Raw genomic sequence first — 25226 nt, forward strand, 5'->3', positions numbered from 1 at the left:
CACTGCGCCTCATTGAAGTTGTCGCCAAGCCACTCGCAGAAACCGCGAGCGCCCCTCCTCTTCTACCCCCGCGTACACGCTCTCCAACACCGTACGCGACTGCCCACTCAACCCCACCGCCGTCACTCGAAACACCGCCGCCCGGGTTTGTGGCGGCAGATGGGCCAGCCCCACACCTTGCCCCAAGGATTGAATACCGTAGAGCCCATTCTTCATCGCGACCCAGGTCACGGCCGAACCAGGATTCGTCCCGGCCGTCACTACCGAAAACGCTTCACCCGGTGGCGCACAGGTAACAATCGATTGACACACCGGCGCCGCCGCAGGCTCGCGCTGTATGCGCGACTCACCCAACCTCAGCCCACTTTCGGCCTGTTGAAACGACTGGTTGCGATGCCAGAGGCTGCCGGCGATCCTCTGCTGTGTCACAGCCTCCTGGATCGACACCAGGCCGATCAACGACAACAGCAGCAAAAACACCAGGCTGATCAACAGGACCATCCCTGCCTGATTCACATCAACACGCACAGAAAGCCGCATGCTCGCCCTACCCCAGACGGTTTCGCAGCGCCGCCACGACGCTGTAGGTTTGATCCTTTACCCGGCCTGTCGGATCCTGAAGCGTCATCTGGATGCGCACACTGCGTATCAAAGACGCATCGGCCGGGCTGGAGTCGTAGCGCACCACCCTCACTGAAGCTGGCTGGTCGGCAACGCCAAAGCTGACATCGAAGCGCTGCACGTTATCCACCAACACCGCCTTGGCTGGCGCTGCGGGCGTACTGATCTTCAACTGGCCCGCTTCGAACGTGTAGGTGAGCTGGCGTATCGCAAAGCGGATCTGCCCAGGCACGGGCGCCGGTGAATTTCCGGCATAGGCTTGGGCGGTACCCGTGCAGTCGGACAACACTGTCCAATCAGGTTTGCCGCCGTCACTGTCGGCGGTGATGAGCGTCAGCGATGTGGAAGCGATCCCTGTACTCCAGGCGACAGGTCGATCAAAGGCCGGCGGGGCATTTTCGATGAAGGCCGTGGCCAGGCAGCCAAACATCCCGGCCTGGCGAATATCCTGCACCAACTTGCCAAGCACAAAGCGCGCATCATCCTGAAGCAACATTGCCGCCTGCTGGCTGGCATGGGTCGCTCGCGAGCTGATCGCCACCTGACTAACGCCGAGTATCAGTATCAGGCCCACGGCCAGGGCCAACAGCAACTCCACTAGGCTGAAACCTCGAACCGAGCCGCTCATCACGCCGCCCCCGGCTCGTTACCGACGCGGCTGATCAGGGTGAAGGTTTGCCGGGCGCCTGGGGCATCCGTGCCGCGGTGATCATCCCAACTGATACTCACTGTCACTTCGCTTGCGCTGATTGACACCGAACCTTTGGCACTTTCCCCGGCAAACCCGCGGATATTGGCCTCGAAATCACGCAGGTCCAAGTCACGCACGCTGGCTGTACTGGCCGGCACGCGCGCCGCCCGGCGCCATGCGTAGTCAGCCTCGGAATTGGCGCGCATGCGGTCGAGTATGTCGTAAGCGATGAAACTGGCTTGGCTGGTCATCCTTGAGCTGTCGGTGTACTTGAGAGCGTTGAGTTGGACCACCGCCGCGCCCAACAGACCGATAGAGAGAATCAGCATCGCCACGAGCACCTCGATCAGCGTCATGCCGGTTTGGCGCCCAGACACAGCGCGGGGAAAGCAAGGGGTCGAGCGAGTAAGCATTACCGTCGTCATCCATGTCGAAGGCCAAAACAAAGCCAGTGAAATCTGCTGTGCGAGCCAAGACTAGCGCCGGATTTCGGCGCGCGCCGCTCCGGGAACAAAGGGAAATACTTTGGACACAAAGGCCATCATCCAGCGTCTCAGCCTGGGCGCTATACCTATGACTACAGCCGAATATTGGCCTACGTCCACGGAGGGGCGACACATGCGACAACGAGGTTTCACCCTGATCGAACTGCTGCTCGGGCTGATGGTGAGTGGCATCCTGGCGCACCTTGCGGTGCCCAACTTCAAGAGCCTGCTGGAATCCCAACAAAGGCAAAGTGCCGCGCAATCACTGGCCAATGGACTGCGTTATGCGCGCGCACAAGCCATCGCGCATAACCGCGCGGTGGTCATTCACGCACTGGACGACGATTGGAGCCAGGGTTGGCGAGTGATACTGGATGTGAACGGACGCGGCCATCTGGACGACGATAACCCCGTGCTGCTGGAGCGCCAGGACAGCGGGCGAGTGCCGATCCTGGGGAACGGGCCGGTCAAGCACCTGATCCGCTTCAGCGGGCTGGGTGAACCGGTATTTTCAGGCGGGGGGTTTCGTGCTGGCACGCTGCATGTGTGCGCCAGGGAGCAGGCACAGAGCTTGTACCAGATCGTGCTGGCGCCCAGCGGGCGCATCAGCCTGCGCAGCGAGCGAGCCGAGCAGGCGTTGTGCCGGAGCTACTCCGGCACCCTGGCACTCAGAGCAGTGAGCGAACCCGCAGCTCCTTGGGCATGGAGAAGGTGATGTTCTCTTCACGCCCGGCCAACTCATCGGCGCCGGTAGCCCCCCAAGCATGCAGTTGTTGGATAACGCCGCGCACCAGGACTTCCGGGGCCGAAGCGCCCGCCGTGATGCCGATGCGCTCGACGCCGTCGAACCAGCTGCGCTGCATGTCTTCGGCACCGTCGATCAGGTACGCCGGTGTGGCCATGCGCTCGGCCAACTCGCGCAGGCGGTTGGAGTTGGAGCTGTTAGGGCTGCCGACCACCAGCACCACATCGCACTCATCGGCCAGTTGCTTGACTGCGTCCTGGCGGTTTTGCGTGGCGTAGCAGATATCGTCCTTGCGTGGCCCACCGATAGCCGGGAAGCGGCTGCGCAAGGCGTCGATAACGCGGCTGGTATCGTCCATGGACAAGGTGGTCTGGGTCACGAACGCCAAGCGCTCGGGGTTACGCACCTGCAGGTTGGCGACGTCTTTTTCGTCTTCCACCAGGTAAATGGCACCGCCGTTGCTGCCATCGTACTGGCCCATGGTGCCTTCGACTTCCGGATGCCCGGCGTGGCCGATCAGGATGCACTCGCGACCATCGCGACTGTAGCGCGCGACTTCGATATGGACCTTGGTAACCAGTGGACAGGTGGCGTCGAAAACTTTCAGGCCACGGCCTGCCGCCTCGGTACGCACCGCCTGGGACACACCGTGGGCACTGAAGATGACAATAACGTCGTCCGGCACCTGGTCCAGTTCTTCGACAAAGATGGCGCCACGTGCGCGCAAGTCTTCGACCACGAACTTGTTGTGCACAACTTCATGGCGTACATAAATCGGCGGCCCGAAGACTTCCAGGGCGCGGTTGACGATTTCAATAGCCCGGTCCACGCCGGCGCAGAAGCCACGGGGGTTGGCGAGTTTGATTTGCATGCTGTGCCTCGTGTCTTGCAGCGCAAGAATTTGGATCATTGCAACCGCGGGCGCGGCTGATCTCTATATAACGACGCGGAAAAATGTGGGAGCGGGCTTGCTCGCGATAGCGGTGTATCAGCCAACAGAGTCACTGAATGTTAGTCAGCAATCGCGAGCAAGCCCGTTCCCACATTTTGAACCGCGTTGTCAGTCAGAGCGCTTTAACGTCGAAGATTTCTACGTCAAACGTCAAGGTTTTACCGGCCAACGGGTGGTTGAAGTCGATGGTCACTTGCGCGTCATCGAAGGCTTTGACCACACCCGGCAGCTCGGTATTCGCCGCATCGTTGAAGATCACCAGCAGGCCTTCGGACAGTTCCATGTCCTGGAACTGCGAACGCGGGATGATCTGCACGTTTTGCGGGTTGGGCTGGCCAAAGGCGTTTTCCGGCAGGATCTGCAGGGTGCGCTTGTCGCCGGCCTTGAAACCGAACAACGCGGCTTCAAAACCCGGCAGCAGGTTGCCATCGCCGACCTTGAACGTCGCCGGGGCCTTGTCGAACGTGCTGTCGACCGTGTCACCATTTTCCAGGCGCAGTGCGAAATGCAAAGTGACTTCCGTGTTCTGGCCGATACGTTGCTCAACCAATACCTGATCAGTCATTGACGGTCTCTCCGGTTTTCTTACTTTTGAACATATCCAAGGCCAGCATGATTGCACCGACGGTGATGGCGCTGTCGGCAAAGTTGAACGCCGGGAAATACCAGCGGTTCTGCCAATGCACCAGAATGAAGTCGATCACATGGCCCAGGGCAATGCGGTCGTAGAGGTTGCCCAGCGCGCCGCCCAGCACCAGGGCCAAGGCGATAGCCAGCCAGGTGTCATTGCGGCCCAGGCGCTTGAGCCAGACCACCAGCACCGCACTGACCACCACGGCGATCAGGGCAAACAACCAACGCTGCCAGCCGCCGCTATCGGCGAGGAAGCTGAAGGCAGCACCGGTGTTGTAGGCCAGGGTCCAACTGAAGTAATCCGGGATCACCACGATTTGCTGGAACATTTCCAGGGAGCCCTCGAAATGAGCCTTGCTGACCTGGTCAATGACCAGGACCAGCACGCTCAGTACGAGCCAGCCCAGACGTCCGAAACGACCGGTGGCATTAGGCATAGTGGCGAACCTCGCCAGCGCCGCTGATGTTGTCCACACAACGACCGCAGATTTCCGGATGCTCAGGATTCACGCCAACGTCTTCACGGCAGTGCCAGCAACGGGCGCACTTGGGGAAGGCCGACTTGACCACTTTGAGCTTGAGGCCCGGGACTTCGGTGGCCACAGCGTCCGCCGGGGCCTGGGCGAAAGGTGCCAGGGTCGCGGTGGAGGTGATCAGCACGAAGCGCAGTTCGTTGCTCAACTTGGACAGGTCGGCCGTCAGGCCTTCCTCGGCAAACAGGGTGACTTCGGCTTGCAGATTGCCACCGACGGCCTTGGCCGCACGCTGGACCTCGAGTTCCTTGTTCACCGCGACCTTGACGGCCATGACGCCTTCCCAGTATTCGCGCCCCAGTTCAAAGTCGGCCGGCAGTTCGGTCAGGCCTTCGTACCAAGTGTTGAGCATCACCGATTCGTTACGCTCGCCCGGCAGGTATTCCCACAGTTCGTCGGCGGTGAAGGCCAGGATCGGCGCGATCCAGCGCACCAGCGCTTCGGAGATGTGGTACAGCGCGGTCTGCGCCGAGCGGCGTGCCTTGCTGTTGGCGCCGGTGGTGTACTGGCGGTCCTTGATGATATCGAGGTAGAAACCACCCAACTCCTGCACGCAGAAGTTATGGATCTTCGAGTACACGTTCCAGAAGCGGTATTCACCGTAATGCTCTTGCAACTCGCGCTGCAGCAACAGGGTACGGTCCACGGCCCAACGGTCCAGGGCGAGCATTTCCTCGGCCGGCAGGATGTCGGTGGCCGGGTTGAAACCGGTCAGGTTCGACAGCAGGAAGCGGGCGGTATTGCGGATGCGGCGGTAGGCATCGGCGCTGCGTTGCAGGATCTGCTCGGAGACGGCCATCTCGCCCGAATAATCGGTCGAGGCTACCCACAGGCGCATGATGTCGGCACCCAGGGTGTCGTTGACCTTTTGCGGCGCGATCACGTTGCCCAGGGACTTGGACATCTTGCGACCGTTTTCGTCGACGGTGAAACCGTGGGTCAGCAGTTCGCGGTACGGGGCGTGATCGTCGATGGCGCAACCGGTCAGCAAGGACGAGTGGAACCAGCCGCGGTGCTGGTCCGAACCTTCCAGGTACAGATCGGCGCGCGGGCCGGTTGCGTGGCCCATCGGGTGCGAACCGCGCAGCACGTGCCAATGGGTGGTGCCAGAGTCGAACCAGACGTCGAGGGTGTCGCTGATCTTGTCGTACAGAGGCGCTTCGTCGCCCAGCAGCTCAGCGGCGTCCAGCTTGAACCAGGCTTCGATACCTTCCTGTTCAACGCGCTGGGCCACGACTTCCATCAGTTCAACGGTGCGCGGGTGCAGTTCGCCGCTTTCCTTGTTGAGGAAGAACGGGATCGGCACGCCCCAGTTACGCTGGCGGGAGATGCACCAGTCTGGGCGGTTGGCGATCATCGAGTGCAGGCGCGCCTGACCCCAGGCCGGGACGAACTTGGTGTCTTCGATGGCTTTGATCGCACGGTTGCGCAGGGTATCGCCGCTGGTCGGCTGTTTGTCCATGCCGATGAACCACTGCGCAGTGGCGCGGTAGATCAGCGGGGTCTTGTGACGCCAGCAGTGCATGTAGCTGTGCTGGATCGTCGAGGTTTGCATGAGTGCGCCGACTTCGCGCAGCTTCTCGATGATCGCCTTGTCGGCCTTGAAGATGAACTGGCCGCCGAAAAACTCCAGCGATGGCACGTACACACCGTTGCTTTGTACCGGATTGATGATGTCATCGTTCACCAGGCCGTACTGCTTGCAGATCACAAAGTCGTCGACGCCATAGGCGGGCGAGCAGTGAACCACGCCGGTACCGGAACCCAGCTCGACGTAGTCAGCCAGGTACACGGGCGACAGACGGTCATAGAACGGGTGACGGAAGTTGATCAGCTCCAGCGCGGAGCCGGTGGTGGTGGCGATCACCGAACCTTGCAGCTCGTAACGTGCCAGGCAGGCTTCGACCATTTCCTCGGCCAGCACCAGCAGGCGGTCACCGACGTCCACCAGGGCGTAGGTGAATTCCGGGTGCACGTTGAGCGCCTGGTTGGCGGGGATGGTCCACGGGGTGGTGGTCCAGATCACGATGGCCGCCGGCTTGGCCAGGCTTGCCAGACCAAAGGCCTCGGCCAGCTTGGCGTCGTCGGCGATCGGGAAGGCCACGTCGATGGTCGAAGACTTCTTGTCTTCGTACTCGACTTCCGCTTCAGCCAAGGCCGAACCACAGTCGAAGCACCAGTTCACGGGCTTGAGGCCCTTGAACACGAAACCACCCTTGACGATTTCGGCCAAGGCGCGAATTTCACCGGCCTCGTTCTTGAAATCCATGGTCTTGTAGGGATTGGCCCAGTCGCCCAGGACCCCCAGGCGGATGAACTCGGACTTCTGCCCTTCGATCTGCTCGGTGGCGTAGGCACGGCACAGTTCGCGGGTTTTATCGGCGCCCAGGTTCTTGCCGTGGGTCACTTCGACCTTGTGTTCGATCGGCAGACCGTGGCAGTCCCAGCCCGGAACATACGGCGCGTCGAAGCCCGACAGGGTTTTCGAGCGGACGATCATGTCCTTGAGAATCTTGTTCAGCGCATGACCGATGTGAATCGTGCCGTTGGCATAAGGAGGGCCGTCGTGCAGGACGAATTTCGGACGATCCTTGCCAATTTCGCGCAACTTTCCGTACAGGCCAATACTGTCCCAGCGCTGCAGAATCTGCGGTTCGCGCTGTGGCAGGCCGGCCTTCATTGGGAAGGCGGTGTCCGGAAGGTTTAGCGTGGCTTTATAGTCGGTCATTTAAGGCTCTTCGTTAGCGATGGGCGCTAGGTGCGGCTAGTGCACGGGCGGCGGCGACATCCGCATTGATCGCCGTTTTCAACGCCTCAAGGGAGGCGAAACGCTGCTCTTCACGCAGCTTCTGGTGGAAAACCACCGTCAAACGCCGGTCATATAAATCCCCGGCAAAATCCAAAAGGTGAACCTCCAGGTGGGCCTTGCCATCACCTGCAACCGTGGGTCTGACGCCTATGTTGGCGACTCCCGGCCACGATTGGCCGTCGATGTCGACGCTCACCAGGTAAACCCCGGTCAGCGGCACACGACGGCGCTTGAGTTGCACGTTGGCGGTTGGCGTGCCCAATTGGCGCGCCAGCTTCTGGCCGTGCAGTACCCGTCCGGCAATACGGAACGGGCGACCGAGCAAACGCTCGGCCAAGGCGAAGTCGGCAGCGGCCAGGGCGTTACGCACCTGGGTACTGCTCACGCGCAGGCCATCGAGTTCGACGGTTTGCGCGGCTTCGACGGTAAACCCCTGGGTAACACCGGCGTGTTGCAGAAAATCGAAATCCCCGACGCGATCGCACCCGAAACGGAAGTCGTCACCGACCTCCAGGTGCTGCACGCCCAAACCATCGACGAGGATACGGTCGACGAACTCGGCGGCGCTGAGGCTTTGCAGACGCTGGTTGAAGGCCAGGCAGAGGACGCGGTCCACGCCTTCTTCGGCCAGCAGTTGCAGCTTGTCCCGCAGGCGGGCCAGGCGGGCCGGCGCCGTTTCCGGGGTAAAGTATTCCCGCGGCTGTGGCTCGAAAATCACCACGCAGCTAGGCACGCCCAACTCGACCGCACGCTCGCGCAGCCGGGCCAGGATAGCCTGGTGGCCACGGTGAACACCGTCAAAGTTGCCAATAGTGGCGACGCAGCCCCGATGCTGGGGGCGCAGGTTGTGGAGACCTCGAACCAGCTGCATAACGCGCTTCTTGCTCATAAAGTGGTCGATTATAACCACACCCGGCCTTGGGTGACAGGCAACAGCGCAGGCCAAATGGGTTGATTCGATAAAACACCCGTTTTATCGCGGCAAACTCTCTAACCCAGCGCCTTGCGATTGAAATCCCGCAGGCGGAAACCTTGCAGCAGCAACATCCCGAAGTACACCACCACGCCCGCCACCACCAACACGCCCAGGCGCAGGAAGCGCTCCAGCATATGGCCTTGGTCCCAGGCAGGCATGAAGTGCATCAGGCCGAGCAGCACCGCCGACATCATTGCAACAGCCACCAGCAACTTGAGGGCAAACAGACCCCAACCCGGCTGTGGCTGAAACATCTGCTGCTTGCGCAACTGATAGAACAACAGGCCCGCGTTGATGCACGCGCCGGCGCTGATGGCCAGGGCCAACCCGGCGTGGGCCAATGGGCCGATGAACACCAGGTTGAGCAGTTGCGTGATGATGAGCGTAAAGATCGCGATTTTCACCGGGGTACGAATGTTTTGCTGCGCATAAAAGCCCGGCGCCAGCACTTTGATCACGATGATGCCGAGCAGGCCGACAGAGTAGGCGATCAGCGCATGCTGGGTCATTAATGCGTCATGCGCATCGAATTGCCCGTACTGGAACAGCGACACGGTCAGTGGTTCGGCCAGAATGCCCAGCGCCAGGGAGCAAGGCAGCACCAGCACGAAGCACAGGCGCAGGCCCCAATCGAGGATGCGCGAATATTCCTGGCGATCCTTACTGGCATAGGTGCGCGCCAGTGTCGGCAGCAGAATGGTGCCCAGGGCCACGCCGAGCACGCCGGAAGGCAGTTCCATCAAGCGATCGGCGTAATACATCCAAGACACCGAGCCGGAGACCAGCAGCGAGGCGAACGCAGTATTGATGATCAGGGAAATCTGACTGACCGACACGCCAAGGATCGCCGGCAACATATTGCGCATCACGCGCCACACCCCGGTGTCCTTGAGGTTCAGGCGCGGCAATACGAGCATGCCGATCTTTTTCAGGTGCGGCAGTTGGTAGAGCAACTGCGCCAGGCCACCGGCCAGCACGGCCCAGCCCAGAGCCATTACCGGCGGATCGAAGTACGGCGTCAGGAACAGCGCGAAGATGATCATGCTGACGTTAAGCAAGGTCGGTACGAAGGCCGGCACCGAGAACCGGTTCCAGGTATTGAGGATCGCCCCGGCCAGGGACGACAAGGAAATCAGCAATATATAAGGAAAGGTCACGCGCAACAGATCCGTGGTCAGCGCGAATTTTTCCGGGGTATTGGCAAAACCGGGCGCGGTGGCCCAGATCACCCAGGGCGCGGCGAGCATGCCGGCTATCGTTACCAGCATCAGCACCAGGGTCAGCAGGCCCGAGACGTAAGCGATAAACGTACGGGTCGCCTCCTCGCCCTGCTGGGTCTTGTATTCGGCCAGGATCGGTACGAAAGCCTGGGAAAACGCCCCCTCAGCGAAGATGCGCCGCAGCAGATTGGGCAATTTAAAGGCAATAAAGAAGGCATCCGTGGCCATGCTGGCGCCAAAAATGCGCGCCAGCAGGGTGTCACGCACAAACCCCAGTACCCGGGAAATCATCGTGATAGAGCTGACGGCGGCCAACGATTTGAGCAGATTCATTGAAAGAGTTTGCGCCTATAGATAAAGAGCAGGCGAACTACGCGCCCACTTATGCGATACTGCGCGCCTGCAACAGCACAGCGCCAAAGCTCGCGAGTTTACAGGTCAAGCGCCGGAAATAAATCACCCGCCTCTTCAGATCGACCACTCAGCAGTTCGCATCAGCCGCCCTTGACAACACTTCAAGTCATCGGCATGATTCGCGGCCTATTTTGTTTGCTATTTCCTAAAAAGTCTTTCGAGGAGCTCGACGGTGGCCAACACACCTTCCGCCAAAAAACGTGCAAAACAGGCTGAGAAGCGTCGCAGCCACAACGCCAGCCTGCGTTCCATGGTTCGTACCTACATCAAGAATGTAGTTAAGGCCATCGACACCAAAGACGCTGAAAAAGCCCAAGCTGCTTACGTTCTGGCAGTGCCGGTTATCGACCGTATGGCCGATAAAGGCATCATCCACAAGAACAAGGCCGCTCGTCATAAGAGCCGCCTGAATGGCCACATCAAGGCTCTGAACGTTGCTGCTGCAGCCTAAGTGGTAAAAACTGCGCCGCAGCCCAGGTTGCGAAACAGTTAAAAAATGCCCCGTACCGAAAGGTCCGGGGCATTTTTATTTGTCCACGGAATCATCGCAGCACCCTTTGCGAGAGTGGTGGATTTCAGGCAAAAAAAAACGCCCCGTACCAGTCGGGGCGTTTTTTCTACCAACCGATCAAACCATCGATCAGTGGTGATGACCACCTTCACCATGGACGTGACCGTGGGCCACTTCTTCCTGGGAAGCTTCGCGAACGGCAACGATCTTCACTTGGAAGTTCAGGCGCTGGCCGGCCAGAGGGTGGTTACCGTCGACGGTGACGTCGTCGCCATCCAGGTCGCGAATGGTGACGATCTGCATTTGGCCGTCTGGCGCGGAAGCGTGGAACTGCATGCCGACTTCCAGCTCATCAACACCTTCGAACATGCTGCGGCTCAAGGTGCTGACCAGTTCGGCGGAGTATTCGCCGTAGGCATCTTCAGGCTCAATGGCAACGGTCAGTTCATCACCGACGCCTTTGCCTTCCAGAGCCTTTTCCAGGCCGGGGATGATGTTACCCGCGCCTTGCAGGTAGACCAGCGGCGCGCCGCCGGCTGAGCTGTCGATGACCTCACCAGCGTCGTTGGTCAGGGTATAGTCGATGGAGACAGCCTTGTTAGCGGCGATCGTCATGGGGCGAGACCTTTTGCATAAGATTGAAGAACGGACAAGTCTAAACAAGGATTTGCCCGAAAGCGAACAGAACCCGGACGGACGGGACCGATCAATGGTCACCTTGATCATCGGATTCCACCAGGACGCCGACCGGCACTGGGTCGCCGAGCTGTCTTGCGGCCATACCCAGCACCTGCGCCACCAGCCGCCCTGGCAGTCCCGCGCCTGGGTACTCGACCCCGCGCAACGCCTGGAAAAAATAGGCCAGCCCTTTGCCTGCGGCTGGTGTGCGCAAGGGCACGAATAACGATAACCTTGGCGTCTGATTCCCGGCAGGCACTCAACCATAGAGCGCCGCCGAAGCCATGCACCTCCAGAGAATTCGCATGCAGACTTTTTTTATCGCGCCCACCGACTTTGGTGTGGGCCTGACCTCCATCAGCCTTGGGCTGGTGCGTACCCTTGAGCGAGCCGGGCTGAAAGTCGGCTTTTTCAAGCCAATTGCCCAACCCCATCCGGGCGATACCGGCCCCGAGCGCTCCACTGAACTGATCGCGCGCACCCACGGGCTGAAACCGCCGCAACCCCTGGGTCTGGCCCATGTGGAGCGCATGCTCGGCGACGGCCAGCTCGACGAACTGCTCGAAGAAATCATCACTCTGTATCAACAAGCCGCCGTAGGCAAGGACGTGCTGATCGTCGAAGGCATGGTGCCAACCCGCAGCGCCAGCTATGCCGCGCGGGTCAACCTGCACCTGGCCAAGAGCCTGGACGCGGACGTGATCCTGGTCTCGGCGCCGGAAAACGAAGTACTCACCGAACTCTCCGGCCGCGTGGAGTTGCAGGCCCAACTGTTCGGCGGTCCGAAGGATCCGAAAGTGCTCGGCGTGATCCTCAACAAAGTCCGCACCGATGAAAGCATGGAGGCCTTCTCGGCGCGCCTGAAAGAACACTCGCCGTTGCTGCGCAGCGGCGATTTCCGCCTGCTTGGCTGCATTCCCTATCAACCGGAACTCAACGCGCCACGCACCCGCGATGTGGCCGACCTGATGGGCGCGCAAATCCTCAACGCCGGCGATTACGAAACCCGGCGCATGACCAAGATCATCATCTGCGCGCGCACCATGCGCAACACCGTGGAACTGCTCAAGCCCGGCGTGCTGGTGGTGACCCCCGGCGACCGCGACGACATCATCCTCGCCGTCAGCCTGGCCGCGATCAACGGCGTGCCCCTGGCCGGCCTGCTGCTGACCAGCGACACCCTGCCCGACCCGCGCATCATGGACCTCTGCCGCGGCGCCTTCCAGGCCGGGCTGCCGGTGCTGTCGGTGAGTACCGGTTCCTACGAAACAGCGAACCAGCTCAACAGCCTGAACAAAGAAATCCCCATCGACGACCGCGAGCGCGCGGAGATCATCACCGACTTCGTCGCCAGCCACCTCGATGCGCGCTGGCTGCACCAGCGTTGCGGCACGCCACGGGAGATGCGCCTGTCGCCGGCGGTGTTCCGCTACCAGTTGATCCAGCGCGCCCAGGCCGCCAACAAACGCATCGTGCTGCCCGAGGGCAGTGAACCGCTGACCGTACAAGCCGCCGCCATCTGCCAGGCCCGTGGCATCGCCCGCTGCGTGTTGCTGGCCAAGCCGGCGGACGTGGAAGCGGTCGCCCGCGCCCAAGGCATCGAATTGCCCGAAGGCCTGGAGATTCTCGACCCGGACCTGATTCGCGAGCGTTATGTCGAACCGATGGTCGCGTTGCGCAAAAGCAAGAGCCTCAACGCGCCCATGGCCGAGCAGCAACTGGAAGACACCGTGGTGATCGCCACCATGATGCTCGCCCTGGACGAGGTCGACGGCCTGGTCTCCGGCGTCATCCACTCCACCGCCAATACCATCCGGCCGGCCCTGCAACTGATCAAGACCGCACCGGGCTGCACCCTGGTGTCGTCGGTGTTCTTCATGCTGTTCCCCGAGCAGGTGCTGGTGTATGGCGATTGCGTGATGAACCCACACCCGAGCGCCGCCGAACTGGCGGAAATCGCCCTGCAAAGCGCCGACTCTGCCGCCGCGTTTGGCATTACCCCACGGGTGGCGATGATCAGCTATTCCAGCGGTGATTCGGCCAGCGGCGAGGAAGTGGAAAAAGTCCGCGAAGCCACCCTGCTCGCCCATGAACAGCAAAGCTCGCTGTTGATCGACGGCCCGCTGCAGTACGACGCGGCCGCCAACGAAACCGTCGCACGCCAGTTGGCCCCCGACAGCCTGGTCGCCGGCAAGGCCACGGTGTTCGTGTTCCCGGACTTGAACACCGGCAACACCACGCACAAGGCCGTGCAACGCAGCGCCGACTGCGTGAGCCTGGGGCCGATGCTCCAGGGCCTGCGCAAGCCGGTCAACGACCTGCCACGTGGCGCTCAGGTCGACGACATCGTGTACACCATCGCGCTGACTGCGATCCAAGCCGCCAACCGACCTATGGATATCTAAATGCTGGATTTTCTACCTGCCGCCGTGCGCGGGGTGATTGCTTCACTGCTGCTGGCATTGAATACGATCCTGTTGTGCTCGTTCCTGTTCGTCGTGGCGTTGTTCAAGGCCTTGCCCTTCGCCAAGGGCTTCAGCGAATGGCTGATGAACCACACCCATGAAGCCTGGATCAGCAACAACAAGGGCTGGATGAACCTGGTACGTCGTACCCGCTGGCACCTGAAGGGCCTGGAAGGGCTGGACTACCAGCACTCTTATCTGGTGACCAGCAACCACCAGAGCTGGGTCGACATCATGGTGCTGCAATACGTACTCAATCGGCGCATTCGGCCGCTGAAGTTCTTTCTCAAGCAGGAACTGATCTGGGTGCCGGTGATTGGCTTGGCTTGGTGGGCGTTGGGCTTTCCGTTCATGAAGCGCTACACCAAGGCCTATCTGGAAAAGCACCCGGAGAAGAAAGGTAAAGACCTGGAAACCACCCGCAAGACCTGTGCGAAGTTTCGCGACAACCCAGTGGGGATTTTCAACTTCGCTGAAGGCACGCGCTTTACCCCCGGCAAGCATGCGCAGCAGAACTCGCCCTTCCGTTACCTGCTCAAGCCCAAGGCCGGTGGCATCGCGTTCGTGCTGGATGCCATGGGCGAACAATTGAAGTCACTGGTCAACGTGACCATCCACTATCCCGCCGGACGCCCTGGGTATTGGGACTTGCTGTGCGGGAATGTGAAGGACGTGGTGGTGCAGTTTGAAGAGGTGCAGATTCCGCCCGAGTTCATTGGCAAGAATTATGAGCAGGATGGGGAGTACCGGTTGGCGTTCCAGGGCTGGATCAATCGGTTGTGGGAAGACAAGGATGCGCTGCTGGAACAGTTGCACACCGATTACCCAGGTCACCATTGATCAAAAAAATGTGGGAGGGGGCTTGCTCCCGATAGCGGTGGATCAGTCACCAGATGCAGTGACTGAGACTCAGCAATCGGGAGCAAGCCCCCTCCCACAAGGTTTAGATCGCGCCGCGCTGACGCAACAGCTCCAGCACTTGCTTGACGCTGTCTTCCAGCGACAGGGCCTGGGTGTCGATCACCAGATCGGCATTCAGCGGCACGTCATACGGGAAGGACTCGCCAGGGATGTTATCCCCACCGGCCGCGTACAAGCCTTGCGGATCACGCTCGGCGCACACCAGCGGCGATGCCTGGACGTAGACCGTCAGCAAGCGATCGGCACCGATCAGCGCCTTGGCCTGTTCACGCCCTTCGGCATCCGGTGCCACGAAAGCAGCCAGGGTCAACAGGCCGGCTTCGTTGAACTGACGCGCGACGTGAGCCGCACGACGCCAGTTTTCGGTACGCCCGACACGATCCTGCGGCAAGCCTTTGTTCAGGTCGTGACGCAGGTTCTGGCCATCCAGTACGAATACCGCGCGGCCCATGTCGAACAGCTTGCGCTCGACTGCATAGGCCAGGGTGCTTTTGCCGGCGCCCGACAAGCCGCTGAACAACACAGTGGCCGGTTGCTGGCCGAAACGCTGAGCACGCTCTTCGGTGGCCACATGGGCCAACTTGCCGTGCTGCGCAACGCTGCCGTGGCTGACCGGCGGTGCGATGATCATGCCCGCGGCCACGGTGCCGTTGGTCAGGCGGTCGATGACGATGAACGCGCCGGTGGTGCGGTTGCTGGCGTAACCGTCCAGGGCGATGGCAGCGTCGAGGCTGACCTTGACCCGGCCGATCTCGTTCAACTGCAGCGAACTCGCCGGGCCTTCAGCCAGGGTGTTCACGTCCACACGATGCACGATGCTGGTGATGGAACCCGGCACGTAGCTGGTGGCGCGCTTGATGTCGTATTTCTTGCCCGGCAGCATCGGCTCCTCGGCCATCCACACCAGCATGGCGTCGAAGGCGTCGGTCACTTGCGGCACGTTGTCGGCATGCACCAGCAGGTCGCCACGGGAGATGTCGATCTCGTCTTCCATGGTCAGGGTCACGGCCTGGCCGGGACCGGCGTGTTCCAGTTCACCGTCGAAGGTGACGATGGATTTGACGCGGCTGCTCTTGCCCGATGGCAACACCACGACTTCGTCGCCCTTGTGCACAATGCCGCTGGCCAGGGTGCCGGCGAAGCCGCGGAAGTTCAGGTTCGGACGGTTGACGTACTGCACCGGGAAACGCAGGTCGGTGTAGTTGCGGTCGTTGGCGATCTCGACGGTCTCGAGGATCTCCATCAGCGACTGGCCGGTGTACCAGGGCGAACGCTCGCTCTTGTTGACCACGTTGTCGCCCTTGAGCGCCGACATCGGCACGAACGCCATGGTGCTCGGCTTGAAGGCGATACCGTCGGCGAACTTCAGGTAATCGGCCTTGATCTGCTCGAATACGCCCTCGTCGAAGCCGTTGAGGTCCATCTTGTTGATGGCAACCACGATGTGCTTGATGCCCAGCAACGAGGCGATGAAGCTGTGGCGACGGGTCTGGGTCTGCACGCCGTAGCGCGCGTCCACCAGGATGATCGCCAGGTCACAGGTGGACGCACCGGTGGCCATGTTGCGGGTGTACTGCTCATGGCCAGGGGTGTCGGCGATGATGAACTTGCGCTTGGCGGTGGAGAAGTAGCGGTAGGCGACATCGATGGTGATGCCCTGCTCACGCTCGGCCTGCAGGCCATCGACCAGCAACGCCAGGTCGATGTCGTCACCGGTGGTGCCGACTTTCTTCGAATCACGGGTGATAGCTTCCAGGTGATCTTCGTAGATCATCTTGGAGTCGTGCAGCAGGCGCCCGATCAGGGTGCTCTTGCCGTCGTCGACGTTGCCACAGGTCAGGAAGCGCAACATTTCCTTGCGCTCGTGCTGGCCCAGGTAGGCGAGGATGTCCTCGCTGATCAAATCAGATTGATGCGACATGACAGCCCCTTAGAAATAGCCTTGACGTTTTTTATCTTCCATCGAGCCTGCGCCATCGTGGTCGATGACCCGGCCCTGGCGCTCGGAAGTTCGCGTCAGGAGCATTTCCTGAATGATGTCCGTCAGCGTCTCGGCTTCGGACTCCACCGCGCCCGTCAACGGGTAGCAGCCAAGGGTGCGGAAACGTACTTTCTTTTTGACGATGCGGGCTTTGTCTTCGTCGGACAGGTGCTCGAGGATGCGGTCATCGTCGATCATGATCAACGTGCCGTTCTTCTCGATCACATCGCGTTCGGCGGCGAAGTACAGCGGCACGATCGGAATGCCTTCAAGGTAGATGTACTGCCAGATGTCCAGCTCGGTCCAGTTGGACAGCGGGAACACACGGATCGACTCGCCCTTGTTGACGTTGCCGTTGTACACGTTCCACAGCTCGGGACGCTGGTTCTTCGGGTCCCAGCGGTGCTTGCTGTCGCGGAACGAGTACACGCGCTCTTTGGCACGGGATTTCTCTTCATCGCGACGGGCACCGCCGAAGGCGGCGTCGAAACCATACTTGTCCAAGGCCTGTTTGAGGCCTTCGGTTTTCATGATGTCGGTGTGCTTGGCGCTGCCGTGGGTGAACGGGTTGATACCCTGCGCCACGCCGTCCGGGTTGACGTGGGTGATCAGGTCCAGGCCCAGTTCTTCAACCATGCGGTCACGGAACGTGTACATCTCCTGGAATTTCCACTGGGTGTCGACGTGCATCACCGGGAACGGCAGCTTGCCCGGGAAGAAGGCCTTGCGTGCCAGGTGCAGCATCACGGCGGAGTCTTTACCGATCGAGTAGAGCATCACCGGGTTATCGAACTCGGCGGCGACCTCGCGGATGATGTGGATGCTTTCCGCCTCCAGCTGTTTCAGATGCGTCAGTTTGTCGACCATGGTTACTCACGGAAAAACGATCTTATGGACGGCCAGCGGGCCGTGTTCGAGCGGGGCATGCTAGCACAGCACCTTCTTCTATTCAGGGCGCCGACTAGATCGAAACGGTATATGGATATGCCCCGAGGTTTGGCCGTCAAATCGGGTTGGGGCAATCGATGAACACATGCTCCAGGGCGAAACGCCGCGCCAGGTAATCGCCCAACGCCTGCACACCGTAACGCTCGGTGGCGTGATGACCGGCGGCGATAAAGCTGATGTCGTTCTCGCGGGCGCTGTGGAAGGTCTGCTCGCAGGCTTCGCCGCTGAGGAACAGGTCGACGCCGGCGGCAATCGCCTGGTCGATGTAGCCCTGCCCGCCGCCGGTGCACCAACCGATGCGCCGGATCATTTCGCTGCCTTCGATCAACAGCGGCTCGCGCCCCAGGACCTCTTGCACACGCCGGGCGAAATCGCGGGCCGACAGGGGTTCAGCGAGGGAGCCGACCAGGCCGACGATCTTCAGGTTGTCCGGGTCCAGCGGGCCTTCAACGGTGATGTCCAACTGGCGAGCCAGTTGCACGTTGTTGCCGACCTCGGGGTGCAAGTCCAACGGCAGATGGTAAGCGAGCAGGCTGATGTCGTGCTTGAGCAGGGTCTTCAGGCGGCGCTGCTTCATGCCGGTGATGCAGGGGTTTTCGCCCTTCCAGAAATAACCGTGGTGCACCAGGATCAGGTCGGCCTGGGCGTCGACGGCGGCATCCAGCAATGCCTGGCTGGCGGTGACGCCGCTGACGATGCGCATCACCTGCGGGCGCCCCTCGACCTGCAGGCCATTGGGGCAGTAATCGGCAATTTTTGCGCTGCCGAGGTAGCGGTCCGCTTCCTCGACGAGAGTGCTCAAAGCAACGGCCATAAAAGACTCCTAAATATCCCGTTCCGAGGCGCTCGCAGCCTCGTATAATGCGCCACATTATGGGCGCTCCCCCGCCCCCTGCAACCTGTCAGGATTTACTTGATGCTCAAGGCACTGCGTTTTTTTGGATGGCCATTGCTCGCTGGCGTGCTGATAGCGATGCTGATTATTCAGCGTTTCCCGGAGTTGGTGGGCTTACCCAGCCTTGATGTCAACCTGCAACAGGCCCCGCAAACCAGCGCGGTGGTGCAAGGCCCGGTGACTTACGCGGACGCGGTGGTCGTGGCGGCCCCTGCCGTGGTCAACCTGTACACCACCAAGGTCATCAACAAACCGGCCCATCCGTTGTTTGAAGACCCGCAGTTCCGTCGCTATTTCGGCGACAACGGGCCCAAGCAGCGACGCATGGAATCCAGCCTCGGTTCCGGGGTGATCATGAGCCCCGAAGGCTACATCCTCACCAACAATCACGTGACCACCGGTGCCGACCAGATTGTGGTCGCCCTGCGTGACGGCCGCGAGACCCTGGCCCGCGTGGTGGGCAGCGACCCGGAAACCGACCTGGCGGTACTGAAGATCGATTTGAAGAACCTGCCGTCGATCACCCTCGGCCGCTCCGACGGCCTGCGCGTCGGTGACGTGGCGCTGGCCATCGGCAACCCGTTCGGGGTCGGCCAGACTGTGACCATGGGCATCATCAGCGCCACCGGGCGTAACCAACTGGGGCTCAACAGCTACGAAGATTTCATCCAGACCGATGCGGCGATCAACCCGGGCAACTCCGGCGGTGCGCTGGTGGATGCCAATGGCAACCTGACCGGCATCAACACGGCGATCTTTTCCAAGTCCGGCGGCTCCCAGGGTATCGGTTTTGCGATCCCGGTAAAGCTGGCGATGGAAGTGATGAAGTCGATCATCGAGCACGGCCAGGTGATTCGCGGCTGGCTGGGCATCGAGGTGCAGCCGCTGACCAAGGAACTGGCCGAGTCCTTTGGCCTGACCGGTCGCCCTGGCATCGTGGTCGCCGGGATCTTCCGCGACGGCCCGGCGCAGAAAGCCGGCCTGCAACTGGGCGACGTGATCCTCAGCATCAATGGCGAACCGGCCGGCGATGGCCGCAAGTCGATGAACCAGGTGGCGCGGATCAAGCCGACCGACAAGGTGGCGATCCAGGTGATGCGCAACGGTAAAGAACTCAAGCTGATGGCGGAAATCGGCCTGCGCCCACCGCCTGCGCCGGTCAAAGAAGAGGAATAAAGCGCCTCGCAGGTACCCGCTCGCGGGTACCTGTAAGCTAATGTTTCAGAGCGAAGGCATTCTCATTAGACATGTTATATTGTTTCAATATCGCTATTGGAACGCTCTATCATGCCGTCTCGAAGAATTGCCCCCTTGGCTGGCCTGGCCCTGGGATTGTTGCTCGACCCCGCCTTCGCCGAAGAAAACACCCTGGAACTCGATACCATCAGCGTCACCGCCGACGCCTATGAGTCCGCCACCAGCCCGGTCAAAGGCTATCGCGCCACCCGCTCCGCCAGCGCGACAAAAACTGACACCGCACTGCGCGATATCCCACAATCCATCAGCGTGATTCCCGCCACGGTGCTCAACGACTTGGGCAGCCACACTGTGGAGCGCGCCCTGGAATTCGCCGGCGGTGTGTCCAAGCAAAACAACTTCGGCGGCCTGACCCTCTACGAATACAGCGTGCGCGGCTTCACCACCTCGGCGTTCTACCAGGACGGTTTCAGCGCCAACCGTGGCTACCCGAGCACGCCGGACACGGCCAATATCGAACGCATCGAAGTGCTCAAGGGCCCCGCCGCCAGCCTGTACGGACGTGGCGATCCCGGCGGCACGGTGAATATCGTCACCAAGAAGCCCCAGCCCGAGGCCTTCACCACCGTGCAAACCAGCGCCGGCAGTTGGGACCGTTATCGCACCGCGCTGGACGTCAACACACCGCTGGACAGCGAAGGCCGCGTGCTGTCGCGGGTCAACCTGGCGGTAGAGGACAACCACAGCTTCCGCGATCACGTGCAGAGCAAGCGGGTGTTTGTCGCGCCCTCGTTCAGTTGGCAGTTGGACCCCTCCACCACCCTGCTGGTGGAGAGCGAATTCGTCCGCCATAGCTCCACCTTCGATCGTGGCATCGTCGCGGCATCGGGTGTGTCGCGCTCGACGTTCCTCGGCGAACCCAACGACGGCGATATCGACAATCACAACAACCGTCTCCAGGCCAGCCTTGAGCATCACCTCAATGACGCCTGGAAACTGCGCCTGGCCAGCCACTACAAGCAAGGCAGCCTGTGGGGCGACGCCTCGGAAAACCGCGCGCTGAATGCCGACGGCCACACCCTCGACCGACGCTACCGCGAACGCTCCATGGGCTGGCATGACAGCATCACCCAACTGGAACTGCACGGACTGTTCGACATCGGCAGTTGGCAGCATGAACTGCTGATCGGCACCGAGTACGAGGACTACCGCAAGAAAGAACGCGTGACCGCCATCGCCGGCAGTTCCTACACGATCGACCTCTACAACCCGGTCTACGGCCAGCCCAAACCCAACGGCACGCGCTCGGGCACCGACTTCTTTGAACAGACCCAAAGCCAGGCACTGAACCTACAAGACCAGATCATCTTCACCGACCGTCTGCGCGGCATGCTCGGCGCGCGTTTCGAGCATTTCGAACAGCGCACCGAAGACTTCACCCGCAACCCCGCCAAGAACCGCCAAACCCACGACGCCCTCACCCAACGCGCCGGCCTGCTCTACCAGCTCACGCCCGAAGTCGGCGTGTTCGCCAATGCCTCCACCTCGTTCAAGCCCAACAGCGGCCTGGACGCCGATGGCCAATCCTTCAAGCCCGAAGAAGGCGTGGGGTATGAGGTGGGGATCAAGAGCGAGCTGTTCGACGACCGCCTCAGCGCCACCCTCGCCGCGTTCCATATCGAAAAGGAAAACGTCCTGGCCCTGGACCCGGCCACCAACACCAACCGCGCCATGGGCAAGGCCCGCAGCCAGGGTTTCGACCTGCAACTGACCGGGCAAGTGACCGATGCCGTACGGGTGATTGGTGCCTTTGCCTACATCGACGCCGAAGTGACCAAGGGTGATAAAGCCATTCCAGCGGGCAGCCGGATTCTCGGCGTGGCCAAGCGCAGCGGCAGTCTGTTGGGGGTGTATGAATTCCAGGACGGAGCGTTGCGCGGATCAGACCTGGGTGCGGCGTTCACTTACGTGGGTAATCGCTCCGGTGAAGCCGGCGGCAGTTTTGAACTGCCCGCCTACCACACCGTCGACCTGCTGGCCCATTACAAGGCCACCGATAACGTCACCGTGGGCCTGAACCTCAACAACCTGTTCGATGAAAAGTATTACGAAAGGTCCTACAGCAGCTACTGGGTCAGTCCCGGCGAACCGCGCAACCTCACCGTCAGCCTGACCCTCAATCTCTAACCCGCCCCTACAGTGACCGTGGTGCTCTTTCGCAGAGGGTGTTGAGCGCCGCCGCCCACTGCGGGTCATCATTCAGGCACGGCACCAGCACCAACTCCTCGCCGCCCGCCTCGCGGAACTGCTCGCGGCCGCGGTCGCCGATCTCTTCCAAAGTCTCGATGCAGTCGGCGACGAACGCCGGGCACATCACCAGCAGCTTTTTCACGCCCTGCTGGGCCAACGCCTCCAGGCGTGCCTCGGTGTAGGGTTCGATCCACTTGGCCCGGCCCAGGCGCGACTGAAACGCCACCGACCATTTTCCGTCCGGCAAACCCAATCGCGCGGCGAAATCGCGGGCGACACTGAAGCACTGCGCGCGATAGCAGGTGGCAAGCACCTCGGGCGACGCGTTCTGGCAGCAGTTCGCATCCTTGAAACAATGTGCGCCGGTAGGGTCGAGCTTCTTGATATGGCGCTCGGGAAGGCCGTGAAAACTCAGCAGCAAGTGATCGTAATCCTGCTCCACATAAGACCGCGCACTCTGCGCCAGGGCATCGATGTACTCCGGCTGATCGTAGAAAGGCGGCACGATCGAAAACTGCACATTCAGTTTCTTGTCGCGCACCACACGCCGGGCCTCCTCAATCACCGTGGTCACGGTGCTGTCGGCAAACTGCGGGTACAAAGGCGCCAGGGTCACGTTTCGAATGCCTTGGGCAGCCAGGCGGGTCAGGGCCGTTTCAATCGACGGCTCGCCGTAGCGCATCGCCAGTTCCACCGGGCCCTGGGTCCATTGCGCGGTCATCTGCGCCTGCAGGCGGCGGCTGAGCACCACCAGCGGCGAACCTTCGTCCCACCAGATGGACGCATAGGCATGGGCCGACTGCTCGGGGCGCTTGATCAGGATCAGCGACACCAGCAAGCGCCGCACCGGCCAAGGCAGGTCGATGACATACGGGTCCATCAGGAACTGATTGAGGTAGCTGCGCACATCGGCCACCGAAGTGGACGCCGGTGAGCCCAGGTTGACCAATAACAACGCGTGATCCGTCATGCAACATCCTATCTCTAGAGGCGGCTGGACAAGTCGTCCAGGGCCGCGTGCAACTCAGTGAACTGGAAAGTGAAACCGGCGGCCAACAGGCGTTCGGGCAGTGCTTTCTGGCCGCCCAGCAACAAGCCGGACAACTCACCCAGGCCCACCTTCAACGCGAAGGCCGGCATCGGCATGAACGCCGGGCGGTGCAGCACCTGCCCCAGCGTCTTGGCGAACTCGCGGTTACGCACCGGGTGCGGCGCGCAGGCATTATAAGGACCGCTGGCGTCTTGCTTGTGCAGAAGAAAATCAATCAGGCCGATTTGATCGTTGATGTGCACCCACGGCATCCACTGCCGACCGTTGCCGATAGGCCCGCCCAACGCCAGTTTGAACGGCAGCAACAGCCGCGACAAAAAGCCGCCCTCGGCCGCCAGCACCAGGCCGGTACGCACCAGCACCACGCGAATGCCCAGGGCTTGCGCACGCTGGGCGGTTTCCTCCCAGGCGATGCACAACTGGCTGGGGAAATCGTCCTGCACCGGTCCGCTGGCTTCGGTCAGTTCACGCTCGCCACCGTCGCCATACCAACCCACCGCCGAACCGGAGATCAGCACCGCCGGTTTTTGCGCCAGGCCTTCCAGCCACATCAGCAGGGTTTCAGTCAGGCTGATGCGACTGCTCCACAGCAGCGCCTTGCGCTTGCGGGTCCAGGGACGGTCGGCGATGGGCGCACCGGCGAGGTTGACCACCGCATCGACCGCGCCGACCACCTCCTCCAGGCGCCCGACACCCAGCACCTGGGCACCGCAGATCTTGGCGACATGTTCAGGCTTGCGGCTCCACACCGTCAGGCGATGGCCCTGGGCGAGCCAGTGTTGGCAGAGTTGGCGACCGATCAAACCGGTACCGCCGGTCAGCAAAATATGCATGGGATCTTCCTCATGTAACGTTCGCCACCCGTCACTGGTCTATTTTGTATGCAGGGATGATTTTGTAATCGGGCGTGATGCGGGTTCAGGCCTCAGCCTTAACCATAGGTCACGCTTCTAAGAACAGGTAAGCCAAAACTTATACCAAAAAACAATATTGTACAGCTATTGGTGTCGGCGTAGTCTGTACCCAACGGTAAAACGAGGCCTCCCATGACTGTCCCCATCGCGATCATCGGCACCGGCATCGCCGGTCTCTCCGCCGCCCAAGCGTTACGAGACGCCGGGCACGTTGTACAACTCTTCGATAAAAGCCGCGGCAGTGGTGGCCGCATGTCCAGCAAGCGCAGCGATGCCGGCTCACTGGACATGGGCGCCCAATACTTCACCGCCCGCGACCGGCGCTTCGTCAACGAAGTGCAACGCTGGCAAAGCCACGGCTGGGCCGAACAATGGAAGCCTCAGCTATACAACTTCAAGGCAGGCCAGCTCACCCCCTCCCCCGATGAACAGATCCGCTGGGTCGGCACGCCGCGCATGAGCGCGATCACCCGTGCCCTGCGCGACGACCTGCCGGTAGAGTTCGGTTGCCGCATCACCGAAGTGTTCCAAGGCAAGCAGCATTGGAACCTGCTGGACGCCGACGGCGGCAATCGCGGCCCCTTCAGCCATGTGGTGATCGCCACGCCCGCGCCCCAGGCCACCACCCTGCTGGCCGCCGCGCCAAAACTGGCGAGTGCCGCCGCGGGTGTGAAGATGGACCCTACCTGGGCCATCGCGCTGGCCTTCGACAAACCGCTGGATACGCCGATGGAAGGCTGCTTCGTGCAAGACAGCCCACTCGATTGGCTGGCGCGCAACCGCAGCAAACCCGGACGCGACAGCACCCTCGACACCTGGGTACTGCACGCCACCAGCGCCTGGAGCAAAGCCCATCTGGACCTGCCCAAGGAAGCCGTGATCGAACACCTGCACGGCGCCTTCGCCGAATTGCTGCACAGCGCCATGCCTGCGCCGTCGTTCAGCCTGGCGCACCGCTGGCTGTATGCCCGACCGTCCAGCGCCCACGAGTTCGGCGTGCTGGCCGACGCCGACCTGGGCCTGTACGTGTGCGGCGACTGGTGCCTGTCCGGCCGCGTCGAGGGCGCCTGGCTCAGCGGCCAGGAAGCGGCACGACGCTTGATCGAGCACCTGCGATGAACCGCATCAATCCCGCCAAACTGCTGCTGTCGAAGTGGACAGCAGCCCAGCCTCGACACAAGGAAAAACACTTCCTCGTCACCGAGCTGTTTCGCGACGAAGAAGGCACGGTGCTGGAAATCGAACTGCAAGCCGTCATGACCCGGCGTGGCGAGCGTCTGCCGTGGCAAACCTTGCAGGATGCCGAGGCATGGAAAATCGGCTGGAAATAGCCCTC

The 25226-nt window shown here is 61.4% G+C and carries 24 protein-coding genes; 9 read left to right on the forward strand and 15 right to left on the reverse strand.

Annotated elements, in window-relative coordinates:
• Positions 1 to 9 precede the first annotated feature (9 nt).
• From ACLH0J_RS30500 to pilV, 3 genes are read right to left on the reverse strand one after another with little or no spacing between them, the layout of a single operon-like run.
• A complete protein-coding gene (locus tag ACLH0J_RS30500; RefSeq protein WP_411390252.1) occupies positions 10 to 540 on the reverse strand; it encodes a PilX N-terminal domain-containing pilus assembly protein in 531 nt (176 codons plus the stop codon).
• A gap of 7 nt (positions 541 to 547) precedes the next feature.
• Positions 548 to 1249 carry a PilW family protein gene (locus ACLH0J_RS30505; RefSeq protein WP_411390253.1) on the reverse strand — a complete coding sequence of 234 codons (702 nt, stop codon included), beginning with the start codon at positions 1247 to 1249 and terminating at the stop codon, positions 548 to 550.
• Positions 1249 to 1725 carry a type IV pilus modification protein PilV gene (gene pilV, locus ACLH0J_RS30510; RefSeq protein ID WP_411390254.1) on the reverse strand — a complete coding sequence of 159 codons (477 nt, stop codon included), beginning with the start codon at positions 1723 to 1725 and terminating at the stop codon, positions 1249 to 1251. The genes ACLH0J_RS30505 and pilV overlap by 1 nt, the downstream gene beginning before the upstream one ends.
• 205 nt (positions 1726 to 1930) lie before the next feature.
• On the opposite strand from pilV, the gene ACLH0J_RS30515 reads away from it, so the two are divergent.
• A complete protein-coding gene (locus ACLH0J_RS30515) occupies positions 1931 to 2512 on the forward strand; it encodes a GspH/FimT family pseudopilin (protein ID WP_411390255.1) in 582 nt (193 codons plus the stop codon).
• On the opposite strand, the gene ispH is transcribed toward ACLH0J_RS30515, so the two are convergent.
• The 6 genes from ispH to murJ form a co-directional block, all read right to left on the reverse strand.
• The gene (ispH, locus tag ACLH0J_RS30520) at positions 2466 to 3413 is read right to left on the reverse strand and encodes a 4-hydroxy-3-methylbut-2-enyl diphosphate reductase (protein WP_411390256.1); all 948 of its coding nucleotides are present in this window, start codon (positions 3411 to 3413) and stop codon (positions 2466 to 2468) included. The genes ACLH0J_RS30515 and ispH overlap by 47 nt on opposite strands.
• Before the next feature lie 193 nt (positions 3414 to 3606).
• Complete coding sequence (gene fkpB / locus ACLH0J_RS30525; protein ID WP_042946987.1) at positions 3607 to 4059, reverse strand: FKBP-type peptidyl-prolyl cis-trans isomerase; 453 nt, start codon at positions 4057 to 4059, stop codon at positions 3607 to 3609.
• Positions 4052 to 4564 (reverse strand): signal peptidase II, encoded by a 513-nt coding sequence (gene lspA / locus ACLH0J_RS30530; protein ID WP_411390257.1) that lies wholly within the window; start codon positions 4562 to 4564, stop codon positions 4052 to 4054. Before lspA ends, fkpB begins: the two co-directional genes overlap by 8 nt.
• Positions 4557 to 7388, reverse strand: coding sequence for an isoleucine--tRNA ligase (gene ileS / locus ACLH0J_RS30535; protein ID WP_411390258.1), 2832 nt, complete (start codon positions 7386 to 7388; stop codon positions 4557 to 4559). The genes lspA and ileS overlap by 8 nt, the downstream gene beginning before the upstream one ends.
• 13 nt (positions 7389 to 7401) lie before the next feature.
• On the reverse strand, positions 7402 to 8340 hold the full coding sequence (gene ribF / locus ACLH0J_RS30540; protein ID WP_411390259.1) for a bifunctional riboflavin kinase/FAD synthetase: 939 nt from the start codon (positions 8338 to 8340) through the stop codon (positions 7402 to 7404).
• Positions 8341 to 8459: 119 nt separating this feature from the next.
• Positions 8460 to 9998, reverse strand: coding sequence for a murein biosynthesis integral membrane protein MurJ (gene murJ / locus ACLH0J_RS30545; RefSeq protein ID WP_411390260.1), 1539 nt, complete (start codon positions 9996 to 9998; stop codon positions 8460 to 8462).
• A 253-nt stretch (positions 9999 to 10251) separates the two neighbouring features.
• On the opposite strand from murJ, the gene rpsT reads away from it, so the two are divergent.
• Entirely contained in the window at positions 10252 to 10530 is a 279-nt protein-coding gene (gene rpsT, locus ACLH0J_RS30550) for a 30S ribosomal protein S20 (protein ID WP_003171647.1), read from the forward strand.
• Positions 10531 to 10719: 189 nt separating this feature from the next.
• On the opposite strand, the gene ACLH0J_RS30555 is transcribed toward rpsT, so the two are convergent.
• Positions 10720 to 11205, reverse strand: coding sequence for an FKBP-type peptidyl-prolyl cis-trans isomerase (locus tag ACLH0J_RS30555; protein ID WP_411390261.1), 486 nt, complete (start codon positions 11203 to 11205; stop codon positions 10720 to 10722).
• Here ACLH0J_RS30555 and ACLH0J_RS30560 point away from each other — a divergent pair.
• The 3 genes from ACLH0J_RS30560 to ACLH0J_RS30570 all read left to right on the forward strand — a co-directional run bounded on the left by ACLH0J_RS30560 (position 11204) and on the right by ACLH0J_RS30570 (position 14573).
• Positions 11204 to 11494, forward strand: a complete 291-nt coding sequence (locus ACLH0J_RS30560) for a DUF3565 domain-containing protein (protein WP_411390262.1) — start codon at positions 11204 to 11206, stop codon at positions 11492 to 11494. The genes ACLH0J_RS30555 and ACLH0J_RS30560 overlap by 2 nt on opposite strands.
• Positions 11495 to 11573: 79 nt before the next feature.
• The gene (pta, locus tag ACLH0J_RS30565; RefSeq protein WP_411390263.1) at positions 11574 to 13673 is read left to right on the forward strand and encodes a phosphate acetyltransferase; all 2100 of its coding nucleotides are present in this window, start codon (positions 11574 to 11576) and stop codon (positions 13671 to 13673) included.
• On the forward strand, positions 13674 to 14573 hold the full coding sequence (locus ACLH0J_RS30570; RefSeq protein WP_411390264.1) for an acyltransferase: 900 nt from the start codon (positions 13674 to 13676) through the stop codon (positions 14571 to 14573). It begins immediately after the preceding gene.
• Between the two features lie 103 nt (positions 14574 to 14676).
• Here the strand turns inward: ACLH0J_RS30570 and cysN are convergent, their stop codons facing one another.
• The 3 genes from cysN to ACLH0J_RS30585 form a co-directional block, all read right to left on the reverse strand.
• Positions 14677 to 16575, reverse strand: a complete 1899-nt coding sequence (gene cysN / locus ACLH0J_RS30575) for a sulfate adenylyltransferase subunit CysN (protein ID WP_104903965.1) — start codon at positions 16573 to 16575, stop codon at positions 14677 to 14679.
• 9 nt (positions 16576 to 16584) lie between these two features.
• The gene (gene cysD / locus ACLH0J_RS30580) at positions 16585 to 17502 is read right to left on the reverse strand and encodes a sulfate adenylyltransferase subunit CysD (protein WP_010565604.1); all 918 of its coding nucleotides are present in this window, start codon (positions 17500 to 17502) and stop codon (positions 16585 to 16587) included.
• A gap of 136 nt (positions 17503 to 17638) precedes the next feature.
• A complete protein-coding gene (locus ACLH0J_RS30585; protein ID WP_411390265.1) occupies positions 17639 to 18397 on the reverse strand; it encodes a Nif3-like dinuclear metal center hexameric protein in 759 nt (252 codons plus the stop codon).
• A gap of 102 nt (positions 18398 to 18499) precedes the next feature.
• Between ACLH0J_RS30585 and algW the strand changes: the two genes are divergently transcribed.
• Together algW and ACLH0J_RS30595 are read left to right on the forward strand one after the other, a co-directional pair.
• On the forward strand, positions 18500 to 19654 hold the full coding sequence (gene algW, locus ACLH0J_RS30590; RefSeq protein WP_411390266.1) for a Do family serine endopeptidase AlgW: 1155 nt from the start codon (positions 18500 to 18502) through the stop codon (positions 19652 to 19654).
• A 111-nt stretch (positions 19655 to 19765) separates the two neighbouring features.
• Positions 19766 to 21862: a TonB-dependent siderophore receptor gene (locus ACLH0J_RS30595; protein WP_411390267.1), complete on the forward strand. Its 2097-nt coding sequence runs from the start codon at positions 19766 to 19768 to the stop codon at positions 21860 to 21862.
• 7 nt (positions 21863 to 21869) lie between these two features.
• On the opposite strand, the gene hemH is transcribed toward ACLH0J_RS30595, so the two are convergent.
• Together hemH and ACLH0J_RS30605 are read right to left on the reverse strand one after the other, a co-directional pair.
• On the reverse strand, positions 21870 to 22895 hold the full coding sequence (gene hemH / locus ACLH0J_RS30600) for a ferrochelatase (protein WP_411390268.1): 1026 nt from the start codon (positions 22893 to 22895) through the stop codon (positions 21870 to 21872).
• 14 nt (positions 22896 to 22909) lie between these two features.
• Positions 22910 to 23809, reverse strand: a complete 900-nt coding sequence (locus tag ACLH0J_RS30605; protein WP_411390269.1) for a TIGR01777 family oxidoreductase — start codon at positions 23807 to 23809, stop codon at positions 22910 to 22912.
• Between the two features lie 213 nt (positions 23810 to 24022).
• On the opposite strand from ACLH0J_RS30605, the gene ACLH0J_RS30610 reads away from it, so the two are divergent.
• Positions 24023 to 25009, forward strand: coding sequence for an NAD(P)/FAD-dependent oxidoreductase (locus ACLH0J_RS30610; RefSeq protein ID WP_411390270.1), 987 nt, complete (start codon positions 24023 to 24025; stop codon positions 25007 to 25009).
• Positions 25006 to 25221, forward strand: a complete 216-nt coding sequence (locus ACLH0J_RS30615) for a TIGR02450 family Trp-rich protein (RefSeq protein ID WP_411390271.1) — start codon at positions 25006 to 25008, stop codon at positions 25219 to 25221. Before ACLH0J_RS30610 ends, ACLH0J_RS30615 begins: the two co-directional genes overlap by 4 nt.
• Positions 25222 to 25226 lie beyond the last annotated feature (5 nt).

This window comes from Pseudomonas sp. MPB23 (assembly GCF_046605395.1).
Taxonomy (GTDB): domain Bacteria; phylum Pseudomonadota; class Gammaproteobacteria; order Pseudomonadales; family Pseudomonadaceae; genus Aquipseudomonas.